At 58.8% G+C, this 25,742-nt stretch carries 21 protein-coding genes; 9 read left to right on the top strand and 12 right to left on the bottom strand.

Features of this window, described 5'->3' with window-relative positions; genetic code table 11:
- Nucleotides 1–61: 61 nt before the first annotated feature.
- Complete coding sequence (locus tag G3O01_RS12480) at nucleotides 62–475, top strand: GFA family protein (protein WP_205804971.1); 414 nt, start codon at nucleotides 62–64, stop codon at nucleotides 473–475.
- Nucleotides 476–525: 50 nt separating this feature from the next.
- Here the strand turns inward: G3O01_RS12480 and G3O01_RS12475 are convergent, their stop codons facing one another.
- Entirely contained in the window at nucleotides 526–1,854 is a 1,329-nt protein-coding gene (locus tag G3O01_RS12475) for an MFS transporter (RefSeq protein WP_205804970.1), read from the bottom strand.
- 218 nt (nucleotides 1,855–2,072) lie between these two features.
- On the opposite strand from G3O01_RS12475, the gene G3O01_RS12470 reads away from it, so the two are divergent.
- The 3 genes from G3O01_RS12470 to G3O01_RS12460 all read left to right on the top strand — a co-directional run bounded on the left by G3O01_RS12470 (nucleotide 2,073) and on the right by G3O01_RS12460 (nucleotide 5,560).
- Nucleotides 2,073–2,882, top strand: a complete 810-nt coding sequence (locus tag G3O01_RS12470; protein ID WP_205804969.1) for a helix-turn-helix transcriptional regulator — start codon at nucleotides 2,073–2,075, stop codon at nucleotides 2,880–2,882.
- A gap of 95 nt (nucleotides 2,883–2,977) precedes the next feature.
- A complete protein-coding gene (locus tag G3O01_RS12465; protein WP_205804968.1) occupies nucleotides 2,978–4,381 on the top strand; it encodes an NAD-dependent succinate-semialdehyde dehydrogenase in 1,404 nt (467 codons plus the stop codon).
- 63 nt (nucleotides 4,382–4,444) lie between these two features.
- Nucleotides 4,445–5,560, top strand: a complete 1,116-nt coding sequence (locus tag G3O01_RS12460; protein WP_205804967.1) for an alkene reductase — start codon at nucleotides 4,445–4,447, stop codon at nucleotides 5,558–5,560.
- A gap of 56 nt (nucleotides 5,561–5,616) precedes the next feature.
- Here G3O01_RS12460 and G3O01_RS12455 read toward each other — a convergent pair whose 3' ends face one another.
- Nucleotides 5,617–8,508: a winged helix-turn-helix domain-containing protein gene (locus tag G3O01_RS12455; RefSeq protein WP_205804966.1), complete on the bottom strand. Its 2,892-nt coding sequence runs from the start codon at nucleotides 8,506–8,508 to the stop codon at nucleotides 5,617–5,619.
- 235 nt (nucleotides 8,509–8,743) lie between these two features.
- On the opposite strand from G3O01_RS12455, the gene G3O01_RS12450 reads away from it, so the two are divergent.
- Both G3O01_RS12450 and G3O01_RS12445 read left to right on the top strand, forming a co-directional pair.
- Nucleotides 8,744–9,028, top strand: a complete 285-nt coding sequence (locus tag G3O01_RS12450; RefSeq protein ID WP_205804965.1) for a type II toxin-antitoxin system Phd/YefM family antitoxin — start codon at nucleotides 8,744–8,746, stop codon at nucleotides 9,026–9,028.
- Entirely contained in the window at nucleotides 9,028–9,366 is a 339-nt protein-coding gene (locus tag G3O01_RS12445) for a type II toxin-antitoxin system RelE/ParE family toxin (RefSeq protein WP_205804963.1), read from the top strand. Before G3O01_RS12450 ends, G3O01_RS12445 begins: the two co-directional genes overlap by 1 nt.
- A gap of 32 nt (nucleotides 9,367–9,398) precedes the next feature.
- Here the strand turns inward: G3O01_RS12445 and G3O01_RS12440 are convergent, their stop codons facing one another.
- The 5 genes from G3O01_RS12440 to G3O01_RS12420 all read right to left on the bottom strand — a co-directional run bounded on the left by G3O01_RS12440 (nucleotide 9,399) and on the right by G3O01_RS12420 (nucleotide 12,925).
- The gene (locus G3O01_RS12440) at nucleotides 9,399–9,722 is read right to left on the bottom strand and encodes an adenylate cyclase (protein WP_205804962.1); all 324 of its coding nucleotides are present in this window, start codon (nucleotides 9,720–9,722) and stop codon (nucleotides 9,399–9,401) included.
- Between the two features lie 117 nt (nucleotides 9,723–9,839).
- On the bottom strand, nucleotides 9,840–10,262 hold the full coding sequence (locus G3O01_RS12435; RefSeq protein ID WP_205804961.1) for an SRPBCC family protein: 423 nt from the start codon (nucleotides 10,260–10,262) through the stop codon (nucleotides 9,840–9,842).
- Between the two features lie 9 nt (nucleotides 10,263–10,271).
- Nucleotides 10,272–11,288: an aldo/keto reductase gene (locus G3O01_RS12430; RefSeq protein ID WP_205804960.1), complete on the bottom strand. Its 1,017-nt coding sequence runs from the start codon at nucleotides 11,286–11,288 to the stop codon at nucleotides 10,272–10,274.
- 387 nt (nucleotides 11,289–11,675) lie between these two features.
- Complete coding sequence (locus G3O01_RS12425) at nucleotides 11,676–11,972, bottom strand: DUF4148 domain-containing protein (RefSeq protein WP_205804959.1); 297 nt, start codon at nucleotides 11,970–11,972, stop codon at nucleotides 11,676–11,678.
- Between the two features lie 224 nt (nucleotides 11,973–12,196).
- Entirely contained in the window at nucleotides 12,197–12,925 is a 729-nt protein-coding gene (locus tag G3O01_RS12420) for an enoyl-CoA hydratase/isomerase family protein (RefSeq protein WP_205804958.1), read from the bottom strand.
- Between the two features lie 250 nt (nucleotides 12,926–13,175).
- Between G3O01_RS12420 and mgrA the strand changes: the two genes are divergently transcribed.
- The gene (gene mgrA / locus G3O01_RS12415; protein ID WP_205804957.1) at nucleotides 13,176–14,207 is read left to right on the top strand and encodes an L-glyceraldehyde 3-phosphate reductase; all 1,032 of its coding nucleotides are present in this window, start codon (nucleotides 13,176–13,178) and stop codon (nucleotides 14,205–14,207) included.
- Nucleotides 14,208–14,218: 11 nt separating this feature from the next.
- On the opposite strand, the gene G3O01_RS12410 is transcribed toward mgrA, so the two are convergent.
- Both G3O01_RS12410 and G3O01_RS12405 read right to left on the bottom strand, forming a co-directional pair.
- Entirely contained in the window at nucleotides 14,219–14,572 is a 354-nt protein-coding gene (locus G3O01_RS12410) for a hypothetical protein (RefSeq protein ID WP_205804955.1), read from the bottom strand.
- 220 nt (nucleotides 14,573–14,792) lie between these two features.
- Nucleotides 14,793–15,761 (bottom strand): cyclase family protein, encoded by a 969-nt coding sequence (locus G3O01_RS12405; RefSeq protein ID WP_205805168.1) that lies wholly within the window; start codon nucleotides 15,759–15,761, stop codon nucleotides 14,793–14,795.
- A gap of 290 nt (nucleotides 15,762–16,051) precedes the next feature.
- On the opposite strand from G3O01_RS12405, the gene G3O01_RS12400 reads away from it, so the two are divergent.
- Together G3O01_RS12400 and G3O01_RS12395 are read left to right on the top strand one after the other, a co-directional pair.
- Nucleotides 16,052–17,179 carry a zinc-dependent alcohol dehydrogenase family protein gene (locus G3O01_RS12400; protein WP_205804954.1) on the top strand — a complete coding sequence of 376 codons (1,128 nt, stop codon included), beginning with the start codon at nucleotides 16,052–16,054 and terminating at the stop codon, nucleotides 17,177–17,179.
- 75 nt (nucleotides 17,180–17,254) lie between these two features.
- A complete protein-coding gene (locus G3O01_RS12395) occupies nucleotides 17,255–17,944 on the top strand; it encodes a dihydrofolate reductase family protein (RefSeq protein WP_205804953.1) in 690 nt (229 codons plus the stop codon).
- A gap of 30 nt (nucleotides 17,945–17,974) precedes the next feature.
- On the opposite strand, the gene G3O01_RS12390 is transcribed toward G3O01_RS12395, so the two are convergent.
- The 3 genes from G3O01_RS12390 to G3O01_RS12380 form a co-directional block, all read right to left on the bottom strand.
- Nucleotides 17,975–23,563, bottom strand: a complete 5,589-nt coding sequence (locus G3O01_RS12390) for an AAA family ATPase (RefSeq protein ID WP_346779175.1) — start codon at nucleotides 23,561–23,563, stop codon at nucleotides 17,975–17,977.
- A gap of 175 nt (nucleotides 23,564–23,738) precedes the next feature.
- Nucleotides 23,739–24,014 (bottom strand): hypothetical protein, encoded by a 276-nt coding sequence (locus tag G3O01_RS12385; protein WP_205804952.1) that lies wholly within the window; start codon nucleotides 24,012–24,014, stop codon nucleotides 23,739–23,741.
- A 121-nt stretch (nucleotides 24,015–24,135) separates the two neighbouring features.
- Complete coding sequence (locus G3O01_RS12380) at nucleotides 24,136–25,731, bottom strand: aldehyde dehydrogenase (NADP(+)) (RefSeq protein ID WP_205804951.1); 1,596 nt, start codon at nucleotides 25,729–25,731, stop codon at nucleotides 24,136–24,138.
- Nucleotides 25,732–25,742: the final 11 nt, after the last annotated feature.

Here is a 25,742-nt window from a genome sequence, read left to right as displayed (position 1 = left end):
AGCACGCTTCGGCACTTCGAAAGGGGACGAAGTCCTTCTCATACCGATGAGGTAACAAACCATGGCGAAGAAACATACTGGCAGATGTGCCTGCGGCAGCGTCAAATTCGGGTTCGATACGACGCCGGACTTTATCGCAGACTGTTATTGTCTGGATTGCCAGAAGGCGAGCGGCGGTGTGATGGCCACATGGTTCGGCGTTCCAGCCGACGACTTCACACTGACTAGCGGTCAGCCAAAATCTTTCCGCTATACCGCCGATTCCGGCATGACGCTTGATCGAAATTTCTGTCCGGAATGCGGATCACGCCTTTTCACGAGCAATCTGGGCGCGTTTCCAGGCATGGTATTCGTGATGCTTGGCAGTCTCGACGATCCTGATTTCGTTGCACCCAAACTCGAGATTTTCACCAAGCGCCGCCACACGTGGATCAAGCATCCCGATGTACCTCAGTTCACGGATATGCCAAGCTGAATCGCTTTGCGCCAGCGACTCTTCACCGCTGACGCGAAGCCCGCGTCAGCTCACTCTACGGCGGTCGCATTGCCCCGCGAGCGTATGCCGAATAACAATGCCGCACCGCTCGAAACCAGCAACAACGCGACGACGTACACGGCATCGTCGATGCTTCCCGTACGCGTGCGCACAACGCCAATCGCCCAGGGGCTGATCACGCCACTGGTAATGCCGATGCTGCTGATGAGCGAAATGCCGGTTGGCGCGTGATGCTTTGGAAACTGGGTGGGCGGCACAGCCCAAAAGATCGGCAGTGCCGCGTAGATCATCACGCACGCAACCGACAGGATGCCGAGCATCAACCAAAGACTCTGCACATGCAGCGTCAATGCTCCGAGCGCAACAGCACCGCCTAGCGTGCAGAAGGCAAAATGCCAGCGGCGCTCTTTGGTTCGATCAGAATGTTTTGCGATGACGATCAAACCCACTATGCCGATCACATTGGGAATGACCGAGAGCAGGCTGACATTCGCGACATCACGAACGCCGAAATCACGAATGATCAGCGGCAGCCAGAAATTCAAGGTCAGCGAAGCACATGTCAGCGTGAAATAGATGAACGACAGCAGATAGACCTTCGGATTTGCAGCAACAGCCCGCGTGGTCTCGCTTTCCTTTTGATGCGGCCTGGAACTGTCGAGCAGTTCGCTCAAACGCATCCGTTCTGAATCCGAAAGCCATTTCGCCTGCGCTGGCGTATCAACGAGACGCAACCACCCAAAGAGGCCGAGCGCAACAGCCGGCAAACCTTCCAGTGCAAACATCCATTGCCAGCCAAACAACCCGAGCACGCCGTTCATGTCACGCATGATCCACCCGGAGAACAGCCCGCCGACGATGCCCGCAACCGCAACCCCCGCAATGAACATCGACATGATGGCCGCGCGGCGATGTTCGGGAAACCAGTAGGTGATGTACAGGATAATTCCCGGAAACAAGCCTGCTTCGAAGATGCCAAGCATCAGCCGCAGCGTGTAGTAGGCCGAAGGCGTCGACACAAACATCATGCCCATCGAGGTAACCCCGCACAGCAACATGATGCGCGAAAAGGTCTTGCGTGCACCAAAGCGCGCGAGCAGCAAATTGCTGGGCACCTCGCAGATAACGTAGCCGACATAGAACACCGCTGCACCGAGTCCATACATCGCATCGGTAAAACCGAGGTCATGTTTCATCTGCAACTGCGCAAAGCCGATGTTGATACGTTCAAGAAACAGAACGACAAAACAGAAGAACAGGAAAGGCACGATGCGCCATGCAATTTTTCGAAGCAGCGAATCGTCGTTGACGGGCCAATGATTGGCGGTCGCTGGATCGGCCAGCAATGATCTGGTCATCTCTCACTCCGAAGCATGGGCTCCTCGTCGAAGCGTGCATTTTCCATGAATATAAGCCGCCGAAATTGACCTGGGCCGCCGCAGCGTTCACTCATGCGCGACGTCTCGCAGTATCTCAAACGAAGCGGGCGCTCGCATGAAGGCTATTTCCTTAGGCTAGAATGGACAGATAGTCAACGTCATCGCCTCCTCTGCCAGCAGCCTTGCTGACACGTCCTATGCCGAGAAGACCTTCTCCCGATCAACGCCGCGAACTAGGTTCGTTTCTCTCCAGCCGGCGCGCGCGTTTGCAGCCCGCTGAATTCGGCCTGCCTGAAGGGCCGCGGCGCACACCGGGCCTGCGCCGCGAAGAGGTGGCGATGCTCGCGGGCGTCAGTGTCAGCTGGTACACCTGGCTCGAACAGGGGCGCGACATCCAACCCTCTGCCGATGCACTCCGCAGAATCGCCAAGGTTCTGAAGCTCGATCGCGTCGAGTCTGCTCATCTGTTTGCGTTGTCCGCCCGCGAAGCCTCACCTGCCGCGGTGACCGACGGCCGTATCAGCGACGGCCTCGAGATGCTGGTTCGCGCGATCGAAGTCCCTGCCTACGTCCGCAACACCCGGCTCGACATCCTCGCATGGAATGACGCGATTGCCGATCTGTTCGTCGACTACGGTTCGCTGCAGGCGCACGAGCGCAATACGCTGCGTCTGCTCTTCCTCTACAAGCCCTATCGTTCGCTGATTTTCGACTGGGAACAGATGGCGCGGGGCATGATCTCCACGTTTCGCGCGGCCCGCGCGCAAGCGCAGGACAAAGCGCCGTTCGATAGCCTGGTCGATGAATTGTCAGATCTGAGTCCCGAGTTTCACGACTGGTGGCAGGACACGGATGTAAAGGGATTCGACGAGGGCGACAAATGCCTTCGGCACCCCACGGCGGGTCAGATCGAGTTCACGTACGTCGCGTTGACGCCCGTTGGGCGGCCGGACCTTTCGCTGGTCACCTACATTCCCCGACCCGCTGCCAGTGACCGGCAGTCATAGGATCACAAGACGCCTTATTCAGATGTTCCGATTTGCCTAAAGTGACCGTCAGAGCAGATTCATGCATACCGCTCTCAACCGTCACGGAGGCAATCATGTCCAACCTGAATCCGAACCCCGGCAGCGGCGCTATCTCCCGCAATCCCGCGACCGGCGAAGTCATCGCAACCTATGCGTTCCAGACGGGGGATGAAGTCGATCGCCTGCTGGACGACAACACGGCAGCATACCGGTTGTGGCGCGCCACACCGATGACCGAACGCGTTGCGACATATCGTCGCCTTTCCGCGTTGTTGCGGCAGGCGTCCGAGCCTCTGGCCGCATTGATCACGTCCGAAATGGGCAAGACGATCCAGGCAGCACGCGGCGAGGTCGAGAAATGTGCCGCCACCATCGACTGGATTGCAGAGAACGGCCCCGCTATCCTTGCCGACGAGAAAGTAGCCGTTGAGGGTAACGATCAGGTACACGTTTCGTATCTGCCCATTGGGAGCATTCTCGCCGTCATGCCGTGGAATTTTCCGTTGTGGCAAGTGATTCGCGCTTCGGGGCCGATCATGCTGTCGGGCAACGGATTCGTTCTGAAGCATGCGCCCAACGTCATGGGCTCAGCGTACGCATTGCAGAAGATCTACGAAGAGGCTGGCTTTCCGACGGGCCTGTTCATCAATCTGAACGCCGACAACGAAACGGTCGCACGCGTGATCGAAGACCCCCGTATTGCGGCCATCACGCTGACGGGCAGCATGCGCGCAGGTTCCGCCGTAGCGGCACTCGCTGGCAAGGCGCTCAAGAAGAGCCTGCTGGAACTGGGTGGCAATGACGCATTCATCGTACTGGCCGATGCAAACATCGATCTGGCAGTGAAGGCCGGGATCGAGGCTCGTTTCCAGAACGCAGGGCAAGTCTGCCTTGCCGCCAAGCGCTTCATCATCGAAAAGTCCATCGCCGACGAGTTCACACGCAAGTTCGTCGCCGCCGCAAAGCTGGTAAAAGCCGGTGATCCGCTTGACGCATCGACCACTATCGGGCCGATGGCGCGTCACGATTTGCGCGACGAACTGCACGGCCAGGTCGAACGCACGATCGCGGCAGGCGCCACGCTGGTTCTCGGCGGCAACAAGGTGGAAGGACCGGGCAACTTCTATGAACCGACGGTGCTGATCAACGTCGAGCCGGGCATGCCTGCCTTCGACGAGGAAACGTTCGGCCCCGTCGCGGCGATTACCGTTGCCGATAACGAAGAGCATGCCATTCAACTCGCCAATACCAGCGAGTACGGACTGAGCGGCAACCTCTGGACAAGCGACATCGCGCGGGCGCAACGCATTGCGCGCCGCCTGGAAACCGGCGGTGTATTCATCAACGGCTTCTCGGCATCGAATGCGCGCGTGCCCGTGGGTGGTGTGAAGAAAAGCGGCTACGGACGGGAACTGTCGCATTTCGGTTTGCGTGAATTCACCAACCCGCAGACCGTCTGGGCCAAAACCGTCGATTGATCGATTCCACCACTTGCCGTTTGAATGAACATCGATTGAATTGTTCTATAAGGAATACATATCATGTCGAAGAATATTTCCAGCCCGGTTTTGCAACCGGTCACCATCGGCGGACTGCATCTGAAGAATCGCGTGGTCATGGCGCCGATGACGCGCAGCCGCTCCAACGAAGCGGGCGTTCCCCCTGAGTACGCCGCCGACTACTATGCGCAGCGTGCCGGCGCTGGGCTGATCGTCACGGAAGCGACCAACATTTCCTCGCAGGCGCGCGGCTATCCGCGTACGCCGGGAATCTGGACCGAGGACCAGATCACCGCCTGGAAGAAGGTGACGGAAGCGGTGCATCGGCAAGAAGGGAAGATATTCCTGCAGCTCTGGCACACTGGTCGGATTTCCCATCCCGACATGCACGATGGCGCGCTGCCAGTTGCACCGTCAGCGATCAAACCGGGTGGCCAGATTCGCGTACATGACGGCATGAAGGACTTTGTCACGCCGCGCGCACTGGAAACTCACGAGATTGCGCTGATCGTCGAAGACTATCGCCGCGCCGCCGAAAACGCGAAGCGTGCTGGCTTCGACGGCGTCGAAGTGCACTCGGCGAACAACTATCTGCTGGAGCAGTTTGTCCGCGATAGTACGAACCACCGTACCGACCAATACGGTGGTTCGATCGAGAACCGTCTGCGCTTCCCTCTTGATGTCGTCAAAGCCGTTGTGGATGTCTGGGGCGCGGATCGGGTCGGCATTCGCATCTCGCCAGTGACGACGGCACCGGGCGAGACTCCGCTCGACAGCAACACGATGGAGACATTCGGTGCTTATCTGGATGCACTGTCGGATCTCGGTCTGCTGTATGTGCACGACATCGAAGGCGTGACGCAGTTGAGTCGCGAGGCCTCGAACGGCATTCGCTATGAGGCGCTGCGCGAACGCTTCAAGGGCGCGTATATCGCCAATAACCAGTACACGCTTGGTCTTGCAGAGAAGACGTTGGCTGAAGGCAGCGCCGACCTGTTCAGCATCGGCCGACCGTTCATTGCGAATCCCGATCTGATCGAACGGCTTCGCGTCGGCGCGCCTTTGGCCGAAGCGCCCAAGGAATACTGGTACGGTGGCGACTCCACGGGCTATTCCGATTGGCCCGGGTTAAACGGCCGGATCGCCGTCGAAGTGTGATCTTGTCGCTGCGAGGCACATTGCGGCCTCGCAGCGCGGTGCATCACAGCGCGCCGTTATCCAATTCCCCTGCACGCCGCATGAAAGCTCTCAAGCAACGCTCGCGTTTCTTTCAGATCAGCGATTGCGAAACCTTCCGTGAACTTGTCGTAGACCGCCGCAAGCACGGACTTCGCCTGCTCTGTTTTGTGTTGTCTGTGTTTGAGGCGAGCGAGACTCCTGGCCGCGCGTAGCTCGAGGAATAGCGCGCCTTGCTGTTGCGCGATCTCGATAGCATGCGTGTAAAGCGCTTCAGATACGCCTTGCGCGTCGAGCCCTTCGGATGCAGCGAGTATCTCGCCTTTGATCCGCATCAATTCGGGTATGAACCAGAGTTCGTCGTGCAACTGTGACCACTCCAATGCATCCTCGATCGTTGCTCGCGCTTGCGCGTGACGTCCGAACGAAAGCAGGCCTTGCGCGTACATGCCCGCGAACATCGAATAGCGCATGCCGATGTGCTCGCGCCTGAGTTGCGCCAATGCGTCGCGAAGAATCGCCAGTCCCGCCGCGTCCTTTTTCTCGACCAGTAAAGCGCCATGCAAGCCCCGCGCCATTGCATCGAACAGCACCAACCCATGCTTCGCGACACTCTCCTGCAACGTGACCAGGGCTTCCTCAGCCGCATCGATATCGCCCGCGTAGAGCGCGATGGGAATGAAGGCAAACACGAGCACATATCCGATGGTTAGCGTATGACCGCTTTCCTCGGCATCGTGTCGCGCCAGTCGCGCCTCCTCGAGTGCCTGGTCCGCAAGACCCATTGACCACAGCACACTCGCCATCAACGATCGCGTACCTTCGCGTCCCTTGACGTGGTTATCGGAGAGTTGCGACCGATGGCCAGGTTCCGCGTACCACGCCAGCACACCTTCGAGCAAATGCCTGGCCTCGGCCTGCTTCCCCATGTGGTGCCACGCAAACGCTGTCAGGCGACTGCCCTCCGAGATCGAAATCTCGTCGCGTGACGCGTTAGCAATGGCGCGGAACTTCTTCAACAGATCGTCGGCGGCACGATGCTTTCCTGCGTAGACGAAACCGCAACAGGCGACGAACATCGAACGCAATTGATATTCCCTGTCGCCCAGCTGTTCTGCGATTTCCAGCGCCTTGGTCCATGCAGTGTCGACTTCCGAAACCATCCCGCGCGTGTACAGCGCCGACGCAGCCAGCGCAGTATAGAGCTTCATCTGCTGACTGTCGGGTGCTGGCGTACCCGCTTCTGTCTGATGAAGCGCCTGCGCAACGCGACTGCGGCACTCTTCGAGCGAAGAAAGCCTGATCCACGCGGGTATCGCCGACACGGTAAGTGCGATGCCAAGCGACGCGTCGCCGCGCCCGGAAAACGCCCAGTTCAACGCGGCCCGCACATCGTCGATCGTATGTATGTGGCCGTCCAGCCAACGCGTGTCGGGCGGTCTGATCCAGAAGTCTTCCACTGCCGCGTACATGTCACGGAAATGCAGGGCATGCCGCCTCGAGACGATGTCCATTTCATCCGCGTCCACGAGCTTGCGTCTGGCGTAGTCCCGCGTGGTGTCGAGCAGACGATATCGCATGGTGTCGCTGCCAACATTCGCCGACAGCATGGACTTGGCCACAAGGCTCGCGACTGCATCGATCAGGCTCGCGTACGGCAGGTTCTCGTCTCCCGCGACGGCGGCCGCCGAGGCCAACGAAAACACGCCGGGAAATACGCCTAAACGACGCAGCACAACCCGCTCAACGTCGGGCAGCAGCTGATGGCTCCAGTCGAGCGTCGCCAGCAGCGTTCTCTGCCGCTCAGGCGCCGTGCGACGCCCCAGCGCGAGCGCGGAAAACCGGTCGTCGAGTAGCTGGAGCAACTCATGAGCGCCAAATGCGTTCAGGCGCGTAGCAGCAAGTTCGATTGCCAGTGCAATCCCATCGAGCCGGCGGCAGATTTGCGCCACCACGGATGCATCTTCATCGGACAATGCGATATCGCCGCGAGCGGCAACGGCACGCTCGACAAACAGTTCGACGGCGGGATACTGGAGTGCTTCGTCCATCGTCGTGCACGTCGAGTTGGGCGGACTTTCAAGCGGTTCGAGCCGGTAGACGTGTTCACCGACTGCCTCCAACGGCTCACGGCTGGTCGCGAGAACACGCATCTCCGGCGCCGCCGCCGTCATATGCTCCGCGATAGTCGCGGCTGCTTCTATCACGTGCTCGCAGCTGTCCAGCACGACGAGTTGCGGTCGATTGCGAAGCCGGAAATAGCTGGCCAGCGCCTGCGGTATGTTGTCCGAATGCACGGCAAGACCGATCGCATTGGCGACGGCATGAGGCACGAAGCTCGCGTCCGATAGTTGGGACAGATTCACGAACCAGACGTCGTGCCCGCTCTGCACCATCTCGTGGGCAACGGTCAATGCAACCGTCGTTTTGCCAATTCCTCCGGGGCCCGCTACCGTCAGGAGCCGCACGCGCGAGAGTCGAGTCAACAGATCGCTGATCGTGCCGGCACGCCCGATCGGCCGGGTCAACGCTGCGGGAATGTTGTGTGACACGCCGGCATGTCCAGGCGACGACGATGCCGCTGCTGGCGTCGCTTCACGCTCGACGCGCGCGACGAACTGATAGCCGCGTCCCACCACCGTGGCAACAAAACGCTGGTCCTGCGGTCCTTCGCCAAGCGCTTTGCGCAGCGCCGCGATGTGCACCTTGAGATTGCTTTCCTCGACCACGGTACGCGGCCACGCATGCGCCATGAGCTCTTTCTTGCTGACGAGCTCTCCACGACGTTCGACGAGCGCGGTCAGCAGATCCAGCGCGCGGCCGCCAATCTGGACGCGTACGTCCCCATCGAGCAGTGTGTGCTGCGATGGAATGAGCCGAAATGAACCAAAGCGAAATACAAGGCCTGTATCAGCCGACTGATTGGGCACGACGAATAACCTGAGATAATGATTTCGGGTAAATATACATAAAATATACCTGAGGGATATATACGTTAATTAACCGCAATCCCGTTCGAAAGGCGGCCGCGCGGACGCCGTGAACGAGCGCAGCGACGCCGCATGGCGACGCGGCTGCAAAAGCCTGCGCAAACGTGGTAACTATTGCAGTCGGACCGATTTTAGTCTATATTTAGTCCGATACAAGCCCGCAATGGAGCGCACGATGCATATCGCCGACCACGTGAAGCCGATCAGCTATCTCAAGAGCGAAGCGGCGCAAATCGTCAAGGATCTGACCGACTCCGGCGAGCCGCTCATCATCACGCAGAACGGCGAAGCGAAACTCGTCGTGCAGGATGTGCGCACCTACGAAGCCACACAACAGACCATTGCCCTGTTGAAAATCCTGGCAATCGGCCAGAAGCAGATCGAACGCGGGGACCACGTCGACGGCGACGAATTTTTCGCCGAACTCGATGAACTCGACCGTCAGGAAAAGCTTCGCTGATGCCGGCTCCGCTGCTTCCGTATCGCATCCTGCCGACTGCGCGTATCGGCATCGAAGAGTTGAGAAGTTACATCGTTCGCACATTCGGTTGGGAGACATGGCGCCAGACGTCCGTGCAGATTCAGCAAACCATTGCGCACATTCGCCAGTTTCCCGAAAGCGGACATCTGCCCGCCGAGCTTGAAGGTTTTATCGAAGACAACTTCATGCAAGCGCTCTCCGGCAAGAACCGGATCATTTATCAGGTGCGCGACGACATTGTGTTTATTCATCTCGTGGTCGACACGCGGCGCGACCTGCAGGCGCTTCTTCATCGAATCGTGCTTCGATTGATCTGAAAGTGGTCGCGCGCGCATTTCGCATAATCCGATCAAACCTGCCGCAACGTCCCTTCCAGACGATGTAATTCAAGCTGCGCGGTGGTGAAGAACGAACAAGACGTGCCTTCATAAAAGTCATCGATGTGCACGACGGTAGAACGATCCGCTTCCTGCCACGAAATAGCGAATATGCCTGGCGCGATCTGTCGCCACGCGTACTTCACTTCGCCTGCAGCGCCTTTGTACGGACCTTCCGTAATTTCATAGCGCATATTGACGCCGTCAGTAGCATAGGCATTCAGCGCAGTGAGTCCTGCATAGCGTACTTCGAATGTTTTCCCGGCAAATGGAGCGATCTCGATGGTCGTGTTCATTGGTCAGAATTCGCGAAAATTCACATGGCTTTAACGTGCTCCAGACTTCCCCGGCTGGTTCGGAAACCAACGCTCATCGGGCAGTCTGGAGCGCCCCCATTTCTACACGCTGAATCGTTATTTGTTCTTCTTCGCCAATTCTTCGACTAGCGCTTTCAGGCCATCGTCGTAAATCCCCTGAAACAGCTTCGACGCTTCCTGATCGCTAACCGTGGTAGGCGTGAACCGGCCAGACCATTCGACACGGCACGAAGTGCCGCCCTTATCGACGACCTTTAGCGTCGATAGATAATCTTTGACGGGAAACGGCGCTTGCAGGATTGCATAGCTATAGCTGCGTGCCGCATTGTCGAATGCAATCAGCCTCTCGACGATCGCCTCGCCGCTCGGATTCGCGAGATGCCGCACACGACCGCCTTCGCTCAGTTCGCTCTTCGGAATGTAGGGCAACCAGTCCGGTAGCGAGCCAAAGCCGCCAATCAGTTGCCACACCTGATCCGCCGACAGTGCGATGTCGATACTTGAAGATGCTTCAGCCATGACGCCTCCCTATTTCCGGTCGACAGGCAAGGGTGCAAGCGGCGACACCAGGCGCTGCTCGCGCATTTCCCGCCAGAAGTCATCGGGAATCTTCACACTCAACGCGGCGACATCTTCAGCAATGCGGCTGGGATGACTCGCACCAGGAATGACAGCAGCCGTCGCCGGATGCGCAAGAGAGAATTGCAGCGCAGCCGCCTTGATCGGAATCTTGTGCTTCTCCGTTAGCGCCTTGATACGTGCAACTTTCTCGATGATCTCCGGCTGCGCCTTTTGATACTCGAAATGCGTACCACCGGCGAGCACACCCGAACTATACGGGCCACCAATCACGATATCGACCTTCTTTTCCAGCGCCGCCGGCATCAGACGTTGCAACGCGAGTTCGTGATCGAGCAGCGAATAGCGTCCCGCTACCAGCATGCCGTTCGGCTTCGCATCCGATAGCGCCAATGTCAGTTCGATCGGTTCGACGCGATTCACGCCCAGTCCCCATCCTTTGATGACGCCCTGCTCCTGCAAACGCATCAAGGTTGGAAACGCGCCTTTACGGGCGATATCGAACTGCGTGATCCACGCGTCGCCGTGAAAGTCCTGCGCAATATCGTGAACCCATACGAAATCGATGTGATCGACCTTGAGCCGCTTCAAACTGTCTTCGATCGATTTCAAGGTTCCGCTTTCCGAATAGTCATAGAGAATCTTGTTCTTCCGCCCGAATTCGAAAAGGCCACCTTTCTCGCCGAAATCGCGGCTGCCTGTCTCCAGTTCATCCAGAATGATGCGGCCGACCTTCGTGCTCAGAATGTACTCATCGCGCTTGTGCCTGGACAACGCTTCGCCGACGCGCAGTTCCGACAGCCCGGCCCCGTAGAACGGCGCCGTGTCGTAGTAGCGCACGCCCTGCTTCCACGCTTCTTCGACCGTTTCCAGCGCCTCTTCCTGCGGGATGTTGCGGAACATGTTTCCCAATGGCGCTGCCCCAAAGCCCAATGGACCATTCAGCAAGCTGCTTCTGACGCTCATCGCTAGCTCCTGGGTCGTGACGACCCTAAAAAATCCGGTTAAGAGACTGAACCGTAGCCTTTCCGGCAGTGGCCTCCTCGTTATGGAAAGCCGTTTCCGGATACGCATATGTGCAATGCACACATGAATTGACCATTGCCACAGCCTCCCGAACGCTCCGGTTTCTCTCATGCTGCAAAGAATCCGTAAGCACTGCGGCCGACTCAAGATATGCTTGCGATGGGATGCGAACAAGACCTACAAAGGGTTTGCGTGTTATCGATGAAATGCACCGACCTATACTTTTGTATGTGATGCAATTGCTTGCGTGGCGCGCTATTCGTTAGCGGCGGAGCATGGAACCGTACGCGGACTGTGCCCGCGTACGCATGCGTAACGGAAATGGCTTTATTGATTGGTGCCTTGCCCGATACCCGCTTTCTTCTCGGCGTTCTGTATATCCTGCGGGTAGTTCGGGTCACTTGCACGTCCGGGCTGATAGCCCGCGTCTTCAAGCTTCTTCAGTTCAGCGTTCTTTTTGGCGCGTGCCTCTTTACGTGCCTGCTTGCGCTGCGCCTTCGTCGGCTCGGGTGACGATGCCATCGCGCCTGCCGCTGCGTCGGTCTGCGCAAATGTTGGCCCCACCGCGCCGATCCCAAGCGAGGTCGATACGAGGAGCACGTTCAGTTTTCTGAGGATATGCATGTGCTGTTCTCCGGATATGCGTCGGTTGACGCTTCGAGTGCTTCGGCAATGACACTTTTGCCGGCGACGTTGCGCTCGCAAAAAGCCACTCTCCGTCATTCTGTGGCGGTCACTGCATCGCGGCTTTCCAGAATGATTGCTTTTGTCCGTTCTACCCGGAGATGATCGACAGATTTTTTTACCCGCTGCCAGCTCTAAGATCGATGCCATGCGGGCGCCGGACGTCATCTAAAGCTGAAACGCTCGATGTCGAATCCGGCTGCGATCGGCATGTCTTCAGTATCGTTCAGCAGCTTCTTCGCTGCGCGCTGCGGACGAGCCGAAATTGCCAGTAGCTCACGGGCCAGTTCGGTCGTCGCGCGTTCGAGGTCGCTGTCCACGACAAACTCGGTCACCATCCCCCAATCGTAGGCCTGTACGCCACGGATTATCCGGGAGCGCATCACGACATCCTTCAGTCGCGCAAAGCCCACTAGTCTCTGGAGACGCACTGCGCATTCGTAACCAGGCACTTGCCCCATTTTTTGGGCTGTCAGTGCATAGAGAGTGGTGTCGGTGACGATTCTGAAATCGCATGCCAGCGAAAGCTCAAAGGCCGCCCCGAAGCAATATCCGTGATTTGCGGCAATTACCGGCTTGCTGCACCGTGACGGCGCACCGAGATCCCACGCGCGCTTGCACGCGTCCTCGCGCGACATATCGGTCAGTTCCTCGCGATCGCCGCCGCGAGAAAAATGTTCGCCCGACGCCCGCACCACGATGACGCGCACAGCTGGATCGAGGTCCAGCGTTTCGAAGGCCGCACACATCTGTGCACACTGATTGGCGGAGATGAGATTGAACGGCGGTCGATCGAGAACGATATCGGCACGTGCACCCTGCTCGGCAAACTCAACCCGAAAACCATCGAGATCGGCCAGCGCGCTAGCGGCTCGATAGACAGCCTGTGCCATAGGGTCCTCTGTTTGCGTCGGCGGACGTTACTTTCCACGACAGTCATTCGTCGTATCAAATCGCGATTGATGAAATTCGTTTCAATTTAAATGAAACGTTATTAACTAAGTTGAAGAAGAGCAAGGAAGGGTTTACCCGCTAGCGACCTTTCGACTTCGCACGGTCTCCCGTCGCGCACGCCATGCGCGGGCTCAGGCTAGTGTTTGCATAGACTACGTCCCGGGATCGAACCGATCGCAGAGGACAGTCATGACCTATACACCTGATGAAAACCGGTACGAAAGCGCGGTCTATCGCCAATGCGGCCAGAGTGGCCTCGTGTTGCCGCCGATCTCATTGGGAACCTGGCAGAACTTCGGCGGAGTGAACGTATTCGAAACGTCGCGAGCTGTGGTGCGGCGGGCATTCGACCGAGGCGTTACGCACTTTGATCTGGCGAACATGTACGGCCCGCCTCCCGGCAGCGCCGAGGACAACTTTGGCGAGATTCTGCGCAAAGACTTTCCGGGAATGCTGCGCAACGAACTGATCATCTCCTCCAAGGCCGGTTACGACATGTGGCCAGGTCCATATGGCGCGGGTGCATCGAAGAAATATCTGATCGCATCGATCGATCAGACGCTCAAGAGACTCGGGGTCGACTACGTCGACATCTTCTACGCGCATCGTCCGTGGCCGAACGTGCCCATGGAAGAGACGATGAGTGCGTTAGCGCAGATCGTCAGGCAAGGTAAGGCGTTGTATGTCGGCGTGTCGTCCTACAGTCCCGAACGCACTCGCGAGGCGCATGCGTTACTCAAAAGCGAAGGTGTGCGCCTGCTGATCCATCAGCCTTCGTATTCGATGTTGAACCGACACATAGAGACCGGCTTGCTGGATACGCTCGATGAACTCGGTATCGGCTGCATTGGGTTTTCTGCGCTGGCACAGGGTCTGTTGACGGATCGCTATATTAGTGGCGACGCGCCCGGTGGACGTTCACTCAATCGCGGCGGAAGCTTCATGCCCGAATTTCTCTCCGACGAGAACCTGAACAACGTCAGCGCGCTAGCGGCGATCGCGAGGCAACGCGGCCAGTCACTCGCGCAAATGGCGATTGCGTGGGTACTTCGCGATCCGCGCGTCACCAGCGCTCTCATTGGAGCACGCACCGTCGAACAACTCGACGACTCGCTCGACGCTTTGAAGAACCTCCATTTCAGCGCCGAAGAGCTGTACGAGATCGACCAGTTTGCGAAGGAAGGCGGCATCGACCTTTGGCGGGAAATTTCGAAGCTCTGACCACTGCTCGCTCAAATGGTCGTCTGCATATCGACGATGTAGTCGACGCAGTATCGATAGACAGTGCGGACATAGGGTTCGCGAAAGTCCAGTCGTGGGATAACGGCAAACAACTCGACTGCACCGCGACATGTCAGCGTCAATGGAACAAATGCGGCAAGGTTCTCCGCTACCGCTCGCGCTCTGCCGCTTATTTTTATTCGCTCAAGCCAGTCGTCCCGACCGCCTTTGACGCGATGCCATCTGCGCGCGGCCAGAACCACCTGTTCATCTGACAGCCACTCTGCAGTTGTGCTCTTTTGCAATATCTGCGAAATGACGAGATACGTCAGCAGTTCGGCTCTTGTGCGCAAAGGACGCGTCACGCTGGTCTCCAATCAAAGTATGGACTCAACGTACAAGTTTTATACTTTCGAAGCAAGCGATGACCTGAGTGCTTATATTGGGTACTGCGCGCTCCGCGCGGGTTTATGTCTCACTCTCGATGCAGCCTGATCGCGAGCGCTTTCTGATTTACTCAAATTAACCGCGGTTAACCGGAATGACACTTCCCTGCCGGTCGCGCCGCGGTTCAGATGCGTGCAGTCACTTCACAACAACAGGATTCACAGGCGCACCCGTACCGCCTACGATCTTCAGCGGCGCCGCGGCATAGAAGAACGACCACTGACCATCCTGCGCGCAGTCCTCAGCCAGTTCGTCCAGAAGAACCACTTCCGTAAAGACGACACCCAGATTGCGCATCAACGCGTTGTGAAGCGGGATCATGACGCCCGATACCGGATCGACAGTGACCTCATTGCCCATCGTGTCAGTGACGAGGCACGGAATCTCCATTTCATGGAACCAGTTGACGAGTTCACGACTGAACGTCAAACCCGGTTCGATGAAGTCTTCATAGAACTCATTCGAATCGCGTTCGTAGAAAGAGCCGATCAGTCCGGTTCGTATAACGAGGATGTCGCGCGGTTCGATCGTGACGCCTTGCGCGCGAGCCGCTTCCATCAGGTCCAGATGATCGAATGTCTCACCCTTTTCCAGAACCCGCTTGCCCCGAAAGCGCGCCATGTCGATCAAAACAGCGCGCCCCACGATCCCACGATGAGCAATCGGCAAAATGCTTGCCTTGCTCAGGCCGCCTATTGTGCTGAGTGCATCGTAGCCATTCCATAGCTTGTCGTCGTACCAGACGTGCCCGAGTGCGTCGCATTGGGTCGAGCCTTGAACATGCATGAAGATCACATCGTCGGCATATTCGACATTGCCATCGAAATGTGCTTTTCCTGCCAGATAATGCCCTTTGTCCAGTACGTTCATGCGCATCGACGGACGCCGTCCGGGAAACAACGGTTCGCCTTTTTCGTGCCCGATTTCGACCTGCAACGTGAAGGTCTTTCCTTTGCGAACTGACTGGATACCGCGCAGCACCTGAGCAGGCTGAAGGTAGTTCAACGCACCGATCTCATCGTCCTCGCCCCATCTTCCCCAATTGGTCGGCAACCCTTCGAGGAGTTGCTTTACATCAGCGTCGTTGGCCGGTTTTCTTTCGCACATGATCGTCTCCTTAATTATTCGAGCAGCTTCGTCAGCGCGGTCCAGTATAGGCAGGTCGATGTCGCAAGATAATTGAGAGGAATTGATACAGATATAACTTCTCATCAGTACCCAGCCGTCGCTTTGGCGGGCAAGACGAATCAGGCACTCAAGCACACTCTACTAAAGCGCACGCTTTGCCACTACGCACTTGCGCCAACACCCTCTCGTGAAGTGCGCTAAGTTGGGGGTCGCAATCAGGCACGTAACAGTCCCGCCTCATCAATGTGAACGCCCGCGCTGGAGATCCCATGAAAGTGAAAGCCGCCGTGCTGAATGCTGCGGGCGCCAAACCCAGATATGCCGACAGCCAGCCTCTAACCATCGAGACGCTCGATCTGCAGGGACCTGGCCCCGGGGAGGTTCTCATCAAGATTTCGGCGGCCGGTTTGTGTCATTCTGATCTTTCAGTGATCAATGGTGACCGCCCGCGGCCGCTTCCAATGGCGCTTGGGCACGAAGCGTCGGCCGTGGTTGAAGAAGTCGGAGCAGGTGTCCCCGATCTGCAGGCGGGCGATCATGTAATCGCGGTTTTCGTTCCCAGTTGCGGTCACTGCGAACCGTGCGCGGAGGGACGGCCGGCGCTCTGCGTGCCCGGTGCGCAGTCGAATACTGCTGGCACACTGCTGTCCGGTGAGCGCCGGTTGCATTATCACGGGGAGCCCATCAATCATCATCTGGGCTGTTCGGTGTTCGCGGAGTATGCGACGGTATCGCGTCGATCGCTTGTGAAGATCGACCCGGACATACCACTCGACACGGCCGCGCTGTTCGGATGTGCGGTACTGACAGGCATGGGCGCCGTGATCAACACAGCCGAATTCAAGGCGGGTATGTCGATTGCTGTCATCGGTCTCGGTGGTGTCGGCATGGCTGCGCTCATCGGCGCAATCGCGGCCGGCGCGCGACAGGTCATCGCGGTGGATCTTGCCGACTCGCGCCTGCAGTTTGCGCGCTCTCTCGGTGCGACACATGTCTACAATGCGCGTGACCCCGATACGGAAGCCGCAATCCGTGATGTATCTTCTGGCGGTGTCGACCGGGCACTCGAATTCGCGGGCGCGATTCCCGCACTGAGTCTCGCGTACAACGTCACGCGTCGAGGCGGCGTCACGGTCACCGCGGGTTTGCCGCCGCCTACGTCGACGTTCGGGCTGTCGGTGGCGAAACTGGTTGGAGAAGAGCGCAATCTGAAGGGCAGTTATATCGGCACGTGTGTTCCGTCACGCGACATTCCGCGCTACATGAGCATGTATATGCAAGGACGCCTCCCCGTCGACAGGCTGCTTACCGGTCGTCTGACGCTCGAGAACATCAATCACGGCTTCGATCTTCTGCACGAAGGCGAGGCGATCCGGCAAATCGTGGAGTTCATCTGAGGCCGCGACACTAGTACGGCGCGTTTGAACCCGCGTTCGGACCCATTCGAACGAACTGATATGGAACGTGCAGACATGAAACCTTATATAGTCGCCCATATGATGTCCTCCGTCGATGGCCGCAGTCTGACCGACGGCTGGCAACGCAAGTACGTTTTCGGCATGTACGAAGAGACGGCCGCGAAATTCGAAGCGGACGGCTGGATATGCGGCCGTGTGACCATGCAGGAGGTGTCACATGGCGACGACTATCCCAAAGGACTCGCCAGGGCGCCGATCCCGCGCACCAACCATTTTGTCGACCGCAATGCGAGCCAGTACGCGATTTCCATTGATCCGCAAGGGCGTGTGGCATGGAAGAGCAATATTGCGCTCAAGTCTCACGTCGTCGAAGTCGTGACGGAAGCAGTCGCCGATGATTACCTGGCGTATCTCCAGTCCATCAATGTCTCTTACATGTTTGGTGGAAAGAGCGAGATCGATCTCGCGCATGTCGTGCAAACACTGGCGGCTGAACTCGGCGTCAAGAAACTGATTGTGGAAGGCGGATCGCGCGTGAGCGGCGCTTTTGTGAATGCGGGGCTGGTCGATGAAGTCAGTATATTGCTGATCCCGCTCGTCGATGCCCGCTGTGAACATCCGTCGTCATTCGAAGTGGCGATGGACAAGTGGCATGCGCCAACCTATCTGAGTCTCGAGTCGATCGAGAAACTGGAACACGGCGCGGTCTGGCTGCGTTACACGATAGAAAAACAGAGTACGTAAAAGTCCTGCGGAAATAGCACACACACACCTTCACGGGTTGTCACTCGCCAGCGGCAGCGTGAAATAGAAACGTGCGCCGCCCAGGGCCGACTCGTTGTCGGCGGAAATGGTCCCGCCATGCGTCTCAATGATGGAGTGACAGATGGGCAAACCCATACCCATGCCGCTCTCCTTGGTCGTGAAAAAGCTTTCGAACAGGCTATGCAGATGTTCAGGCGCGATACCCGGACCACTATCTTCGACCGAGCACCGCAACGTGGCGGAATCATGCACGGCGACTGTGATGGCGATTTCTCGTTGCAGGCTGCGCGCCTGATCGATAGCCTGTATTGCATTCACGGCAAGGTTCACGATCACCTGCTGGAACTGGATGCGGTCGCCGAGTACTTTGGGCGTGCCATCGGCGAGTTGACGCTTCACGGTGACATGACGTGAGTTGACTTCATGACGCAAAAATACGAGCGCCTCGTCGATGAGATCGTCGAGAGACACCAGCGTACGTTCCGGTGCCCGCCGCACGGCCATCGCGCGAATGCGGCCAATAATGTCCACTGCGTGGCGTGCATCGGCGATGATGCGCCGGTTCGTAGCCAGCGCCTCCGTAATGCCGGGCGTAGCCCGATCGAGCCAGCTCAGACTCGCCTGGCCATTCATCGCAATCGCGGCGAGCGGTTGCTTCAGTTCGTGGGCAATAGATGCCGTCAATTCGCCGAGCATCGAAATACGCGCGGCGTGCGCGAAATCTTCCTGCACGCGTTGAAGCATCTCTTGCGCACGGATGCGCTCGGTCATATCGACCAGACTGATCACGGCCATGCCTTTATCGTCGCTCATGCGACGGCGCGCGACGGTGAACAACACGTCGATGGTCCGGCCGTCGAAGGTCGGCAGTTTCGTCGTTTCCTGAAAGAGCGCTTCGCCGTAATACCTGCTTTCCAGCGCATGAACGAATGTCGCGGGGCTTTCGCGCCAGACCCATGAGAATGAGCCGAGCATCTCGTTCCTGTCTCGTGCGCCGAACATCTGTATCGCGTAGTTGTTGACGTCCTCGATAATCAGCGCCTCTGCCGCGCGCGCCAGCCACTCCGGATGCTCAGCGACATACGCCGACAGATTCTCCACGCCCTGCGCGCGCAACTCCGCCAGCATGGTAATCAGCGTTTGAGCCTCGACCTGCCATAAGCCAACCGGCGTTTCGCTAAAGAGATGCCGATAGCGATGCTCGCTGCGTTGAAGGTCCGCGTAAAGCCGCGCGTTTTCCAGCGAAATTGCGGCCTGTGATGCCAGCAGTCTCAGCACCGCTGTGCGAGACGGCGTGAAGACATGCGGCGTCAACGTGTTTTCAAGGTACAGAACACCGATCAGCGTTGCCTGCTTGATAAGCGGAAGACAGAGAATAGAACGACTGCCCCGCCGCTGAATGTACTCGTCGCCTGAAAAAGGGCCTTGTTCTGCTGCATCGTCCAGCAGCAGGCTTTCTCTCGCGCGAATCACGTATCGCAAGATCGACTCGGGCATTTCCGCAGGCGCGACGCGCGCATGAGGCATACGGACATCCACCGTGTCGCGTATCGTCGTCGCCTCCGCTTCGATCCACAGCTCGTCGCCGTCCGGCAGCACCAGCACGCCGCGGTCGCCGCCCGCATGTTCGAGCGCGAGCACCATCAACGTGTGAATCAGTTCGTTCAGGCCGATCTCGCTGAACACGGCTTGCGAAACCTTGACGACCGTCCCAAGCTCCAGTTGCTCGACCGACGTCGCGATCGTGTTTTCCGCACGCGACGGCAACTCCTGTCGCAATGCGGCGTGCGTCTCGTCGAGTTGGCGCACCTTGCCATCCGCGCCCCAACGCAGATAACACGACCGGGCATTCCGGAGATAGGTGTTCGCAATCGTCTCGAAGCCGCGCGCCGCATAGAAGCTCGCCGCGAGTTCATTCGCGAGCGCTTCATTCTGTATGAAGCCATGCTGATGACTCGAATGAATCGCTTCTTCGTAAAGCTCCATCGCTTCCGCGACTCGCCCTTCTATCCTCGCAATCTCAGCCAGGACCAGCGCCTGACGATTGCGGAAGTTCTCCGGGCAATTCGCGGTCCAGAGTTCGAACTTGCGCAGCTTCGCACTGAGGATCTCTCTGTATGCCTGCTGCTGGGCGCTCGATGCCGTCGGATAAAGCGCCGTCAACGCGAGTGCATGAAAGAGGTGAAACGTCGCCTCGATCGGCATGCTCATCGCAGCCGGCAGCACGGGTTCGGCGAGCAATGCGCAGTCGAGCGATTCCGCGTACTCGCCTTTCAGGAAAGCGAGTATCTGCTTCATGATGTGATAGAACACGATGCCGCAGCCGAACGTCGCCGTGACGATCGTGGCGAAGCTTGCCGCTTCGTCGAACGTGCTGTCGCCAAGCCTCAACGGTTTTGCCGATCTGCCCTGCAAACTGGCGACAAACTGCTGTTCGAGCCGGATCGTTTCGTAGACGGCATCGTTATGGCTCTGCCGTGCGAATGCCGCGTATTTCGCCGATCGTGCCTGCACATCCTCGAGTGCATCGCCTTTCTCGATCAGTTGCCATACGGTTTCGAAGGCGAGAAAACCGCCGTACACGAAATCGCCCACTTCGAGGCATGCAGTAAAAGCCCGCTCCAGAATGGGCACGCCTGTCGCAAAGTGATGCCGCCAGAAATTGACGTGATCGCCGTGCAGATGAAGCAGCGTGCCCCGCAAGCGTACGTTTCCCAACTTTTCGTTGAGCTGCAACGACAATTCGGAAAACTGGAATGCGGAAGAGATGTCGCCGACAACCGAAACCAGCATCAGCGAATACACGCCGTACGCAAACGCCGATTGGTCGGTGTTGCCGTGCCGCATGGAAAGATTGACCGCCTTCAGCGTGACCAGCGGATACAGCGTCGGGCGCCCGATATAAGCGCAAGGTACTGCGTCGACGAGCAGATTGATGATTGCCTGCATCGTCGGGTCCGTCGCCATTGGCGCATCGAGCAAATCGATGATGGCGCGCTCGCCGAGAATCGCGGAGAAGTCGCGGAATTCGGCTTCGACCGCGCGCTGAATGTCGTCGTCGCTCTCTGGCAGAACCAGCCCGAAATCCTGCAACGCGCCGACCGCAACGGCAAAGCCGTCGTAGTACTTGCTCGCCACCTGATACAGCTTGATGCGCAGGCTGTACACCTTGGCCCGATCCAGTTTGCAGTGCGCCTGACCCAGGATCATGTCGAACATCGCATCGGCCGTATCGAAGTTACCTACCAGGTACTCGCATTCGGAGAGTTCGAGATAGAGATCGAAGGTCTGCGAATAGCATCGCGTCCATGCATCCGCCGAAAGCAGCGCGGCGGCCTGCGCGAAATGATTGCGCGCGGACAGATAAGCCGTCGAATATTTGGCGCGTTTTCCGGCCATCACGTTCAGCTCGACAACCCGCTCACGCTCCTCCTGCGTCGTAATGAGTGCGACACCGCGATTCAGATGATTCACGATATCGAAGATGCCGTCTTCGAGTTCTTCCGGCGCCTTGCGCGACGCGAGCACGCGGCCGATACGAAGATGCGCTGCGGCACGTTCGCCCTCCGGAATCAACGCGTAGGCCGCTTCATGCACGCGATCGTGCACGAACTTGTAGGCGCTTTGCACGCGGAACACGAGGCCCGCGCTGACGGCGTCCCACAGCTTCGCGTCGATTTCCTCTTCGGTGCCGCCTTGCACCAGCGTGAGCGTCGCGACCTCGGCAATGTTGCCAAGGCACGCGAGTTCTTTTAGTGCATCTTGCGTGGCGGCAGGCTGACGTCCAAGCTTGGCCGCCATCAGATCGGCGACGTTTTCGGTAAAACCCTTCGCACGAATGCGCGGCAAATCCCAGGTCCACGTCGCCGTACTGGCGTTGAACGCGAGCAGCTTTTCTTCTGCCAGTGTCTTCAGAAACTGGATCGCGAAGAACGGATTGCCGCCCGTCTTTTGATGCACCAGTTGCGCAAGCGGCCGCGCCTCTTCCCGCTCGCAATGGAGTGAATCGGCAATCAGTTCGGTCACGCTCTCGGGCAACAGCGGAGCGAGCACGGTTTCCTCCACGCGCCCGCCTGTGCTGCGGATCAGGCCGAGCGTGCGCATGAACGGATGCGACGGTCCGACTTCGTTGTCGCGATACGCGCCAACCAGCAACAGATGACCGACCTCCGGATGCGTCGCGAGATGTTCGATCAGATCGAGCGTCGCCATATCGAGCCACTGCAAATCGTCGACGAACAGGGCAAGCGGATGTTCGGGCCGCGCAAACACGCCCAGAAAGCGGCGGAATACGAGTTGAAAGCGGCTTTGCGCATCGCGTGGCAATAGCACCGGCACCGGCGGCTGCTCGCCGATGATCAGCGCCAGTTCGGGAATGAGGTTCACCATCAGCTCACCATTCGAACCCAGCGCTTCCATCAGATCACATCGCCACTGGCTCACTTCTTCGTCGCTCTTGCCCAACAGTTCGCGCACAAGCGATTGAAAAGCCTGCGCCAGCGTCATGTACGGGATATCGCGCTTGTACTGATCCACCTTGCCGCCCGCGAACAGGCCACGTGGCGGAACCAGCACCTTGTGCAATTCATTCACCACCGACGATTTGCCGATGCCCGCATAGCCCGACACGAGCACCGTCTCGGCCTTGCCGCTGGCCACCACACGGTCGAATGCCTCGACCAGCGCGTCGATCTGGGCTTCGCGTCCATAGAGTCTTTCGGGAATCAGCAGCCGGTCGGACGCGTCGTGCGTGCCCGGCGGAAATGGGTCGATGCGCCGGTTCGCTTCCCATGCCGCAAGACAGGTTCTGAGGTCCGCTTCCACGCCCGCCGCGGTCTGATAGCGGTTCTCGGCCGTCTTGGCGAGCAGTTTCATGACGATGCTTTCGACGGCAGCCGGGATCGCGCCGCCCCGCTCGCCCGCCGGCGGCGGTCTTCGGGCGATATGGCAATGGATCCATTCCATCGCGTCCGATGCATTGAACGGCAGCGTCCCCGTGAGCATCTCGTACAGCGTGACGCCCAGTGAATACAGATCGCTGCGCGCATCGATCGAACGATTCATGCGTCCCGTCTGCTCCGGCGCCATATAGGCAAACGTGCCCGCGATAACCTCAGGCGGCGTAGGCGGCTGCCGCTCCTGCGGCAGTTGGGACGCGATGCCAAAGCCCGTCAGACGGATCTCGTCGTTTCCATCGACGAGTACATTTGCGGGCTTGATGTCCTTATGGATCAATCCCGACCGGTGCATTTGGCCGACGACAATCGCGAGATTGAGCGCGAGACGCAGAAAGCGCGTGAGTTCGAGTGGTCCGTGCAGGATACGGTCGAGCGGCTCGTAACCGTGATCGTCGAGAACCAGCGTCGGCAGTGAATTGTGATGGCTGAGCGCAAGCGGTTGAGCGGCCCAGCGAGGATCGAGAACGGGCGCTAAGGCGAATTCGCGCTCAAGGCGCGCGACGCTTCTGGACGCAGGCCGGGCCGCGACCAGTGTCAACACCGAGACGGGATTGCCGGGCTGCCGGGCACGGTACAACGAGAAATCTCCATCGGCGCGTAGCGACTCCAGCTCGTATCCGGTGAGATCCATGTAATCCATGTTGTCTCATTGCGAACTCTGTTCTTTCGCGATTCTGCGCGTTTCTATCATCCTTCGCCAGCAAGAGGGTGCGTTTGCGCCGCGCATGCGCTGTTTTATCCGGGCCGGAAAGATATTGCGGGAGTGAGTGCCCGCCAGGGCGCCGAGGCCCGCCGTATGCTGCGCGGCGCTCGAATCAGTTGATGGCGGCAACGGGCAACAGTTCGTCGACAATGGATTGACCTGCCGTAAAGCCCTTCAACATCGCGTCGACCTGTGAATCGAAGCCGCGACCGTTTTCGTCCGTCACGCGAAACTGAGGGAAAGCGGGCACGCGTCCGTTCGCGCTGAAAATCTCCACGACACTCACGAATCCCGCGTCATGCAACATCATGCTGCGTGCAGCGGGCTCCGCTGGTGCCTGGGCGTACACCTTGATCGAATAGCCCAGGTAAGGAAAGGCGCACTCCATGATCTCCTGCCTCGCAATGCGGGTGCTTTGCGCCGAATGTAGCCGTCGTCCGGAAAAGCGCGCCGGCGTTTGAACGCGAAATATGGCGCGCTTTTCCGAGCAGCAGTGTTTGCAATGCCGATCAGGCAGCCTGTAGTGACGACAGCGACAGCTTGCCGTCGATGCGTCGGTTGACGTTCAGCGGATTCGCCTCTTGCAGCACAGCCGGCAACAACCCATCCGGCATGTCCTGATAGCTGACGGGCCGCAGGAAGCGGTGGATCGCCAGGCTGCCGACGGAAGTCGAACGCCCGTCCGCTGTCGATGGATACGGTCCGCCATGAACCATCGCGTGTCCGACCTCGACGCCCGTGCCGAAGCCATTGACCAGTATCCGTCCCGTGCGACGCTCGAGCGCAGGCAGAAAGCCGCGTGCCGCTTCGTGATCTTCGGCATCGATATGCAAGGCCGACGTCAACTGACCTTCCAGTTGTTCGATGAGTTCGAGCATCGATTGCAGATCGCGGCATCGCACGACGAGCGACGAGGCACCAAAGATTTCCTCCTGCAACAGCTTGTCGGCGCGGAACGCTGCTTCGGTTGCCGAGAAAAGTGCGCCCTGCCCCTGATTGGGATTGGTTGCGCCCGCACCCCGGCCCACCGTGCTCACGTCAGGATGCCCGTTGAACCGGCTCACCGCCTGTTCATAGGTCTTATGAATGCCGGGCGTCAACATCGTCGCGGCGGGCGTATCGGATAGCGCTATGCCCGCAACGCGCAAGAAGTTGTCGAGCGCCGGGCCATCCACCGCGAGGATAAGGCCGGGGTTCGTGCAGAACTGCCCCGCACCCAGCGTCAACGATTGCACAAACGCACGCGCGATCGCTTCGCCTCGATGTTCCAGCGCGTGAGGAAACAGCAACACGGGGTTGATGCTGCTCATCTCCGCGTAGATGGGGATAGGCTCGGTCCGCGCCGCCGCGATCGAGATCAGTTCGGTTCCCGCGCCACGCGAACCCGTGAAGCCGACCGCCTTGATGCGTGCGTCGCGCACGAGACCTTGTCCGATTTCCCGCCCGCTGCCGAACAGCAGCGAGAACGTGCCCTCGGGCATGCCGCAGTCTTTGACGGCCTTCTGCACAGCCATACCCACGAGTTCCGACGTGCCCGGATGCGCCGAATGCGCCTTGACGATGACCGGGCAGCCCGCAGCGAGCGCGGACGCCGTATCACCGCCCGCCACCGAAAACGCCAGCGGGAAATTGCTCGCGCCGAACACCGCGACTGGGCCGAGTGCAATGTGCCGCAACCGCAGATCGACGCGCGGCATCGGCCTTCTGTCGGGTTGCGCGGGGTCGATGCGTACGCCCAGAAAATCGCCGTCACGCACCACGCCGGCGAACATCCGTAGTTGCGCGACGGTGCGAGCGCGTTCGCCTTCAATACGTGCGCGCGGCAAGCCCGATTCCTGAACGCAGCGTTCAATCAGCACATCGCCGATCTCGATGATGTTGCTGGCGATTGCTTCCAGAAAACGCGCGCGCGATTCGAGGCTCGTTTCCCGGTACGCATCGAACGCGGCCCACGCAAGCGCGCACGCCGCATCGAGATCGCTCATGCTTGCGCCGCCGAATGCGGGCTCGATACGCTCGCCGGTGAATGCGTCGATGGCATATGACGCGCCGTTGTTGCCACGTACTGCCGAGTGGCCGATCAAAAGATTGCCTGCGATAGTCATTCCGTCACCCT

Source organism: Burkholderia sp. Ac-20365 (assembly GCF_017104715.1).
Classification (GTDB): Bacteria; Pseudomonadota; Gammaproteobacteria; order Burkholderiales; family Burkholderiaceae; genus Paraburkholderia.
The sequence above is the reverse complement of the archived record's forward strand: the minus strand, read 5'-3'. Positions and strand labels throughout refer to the sequence as shown.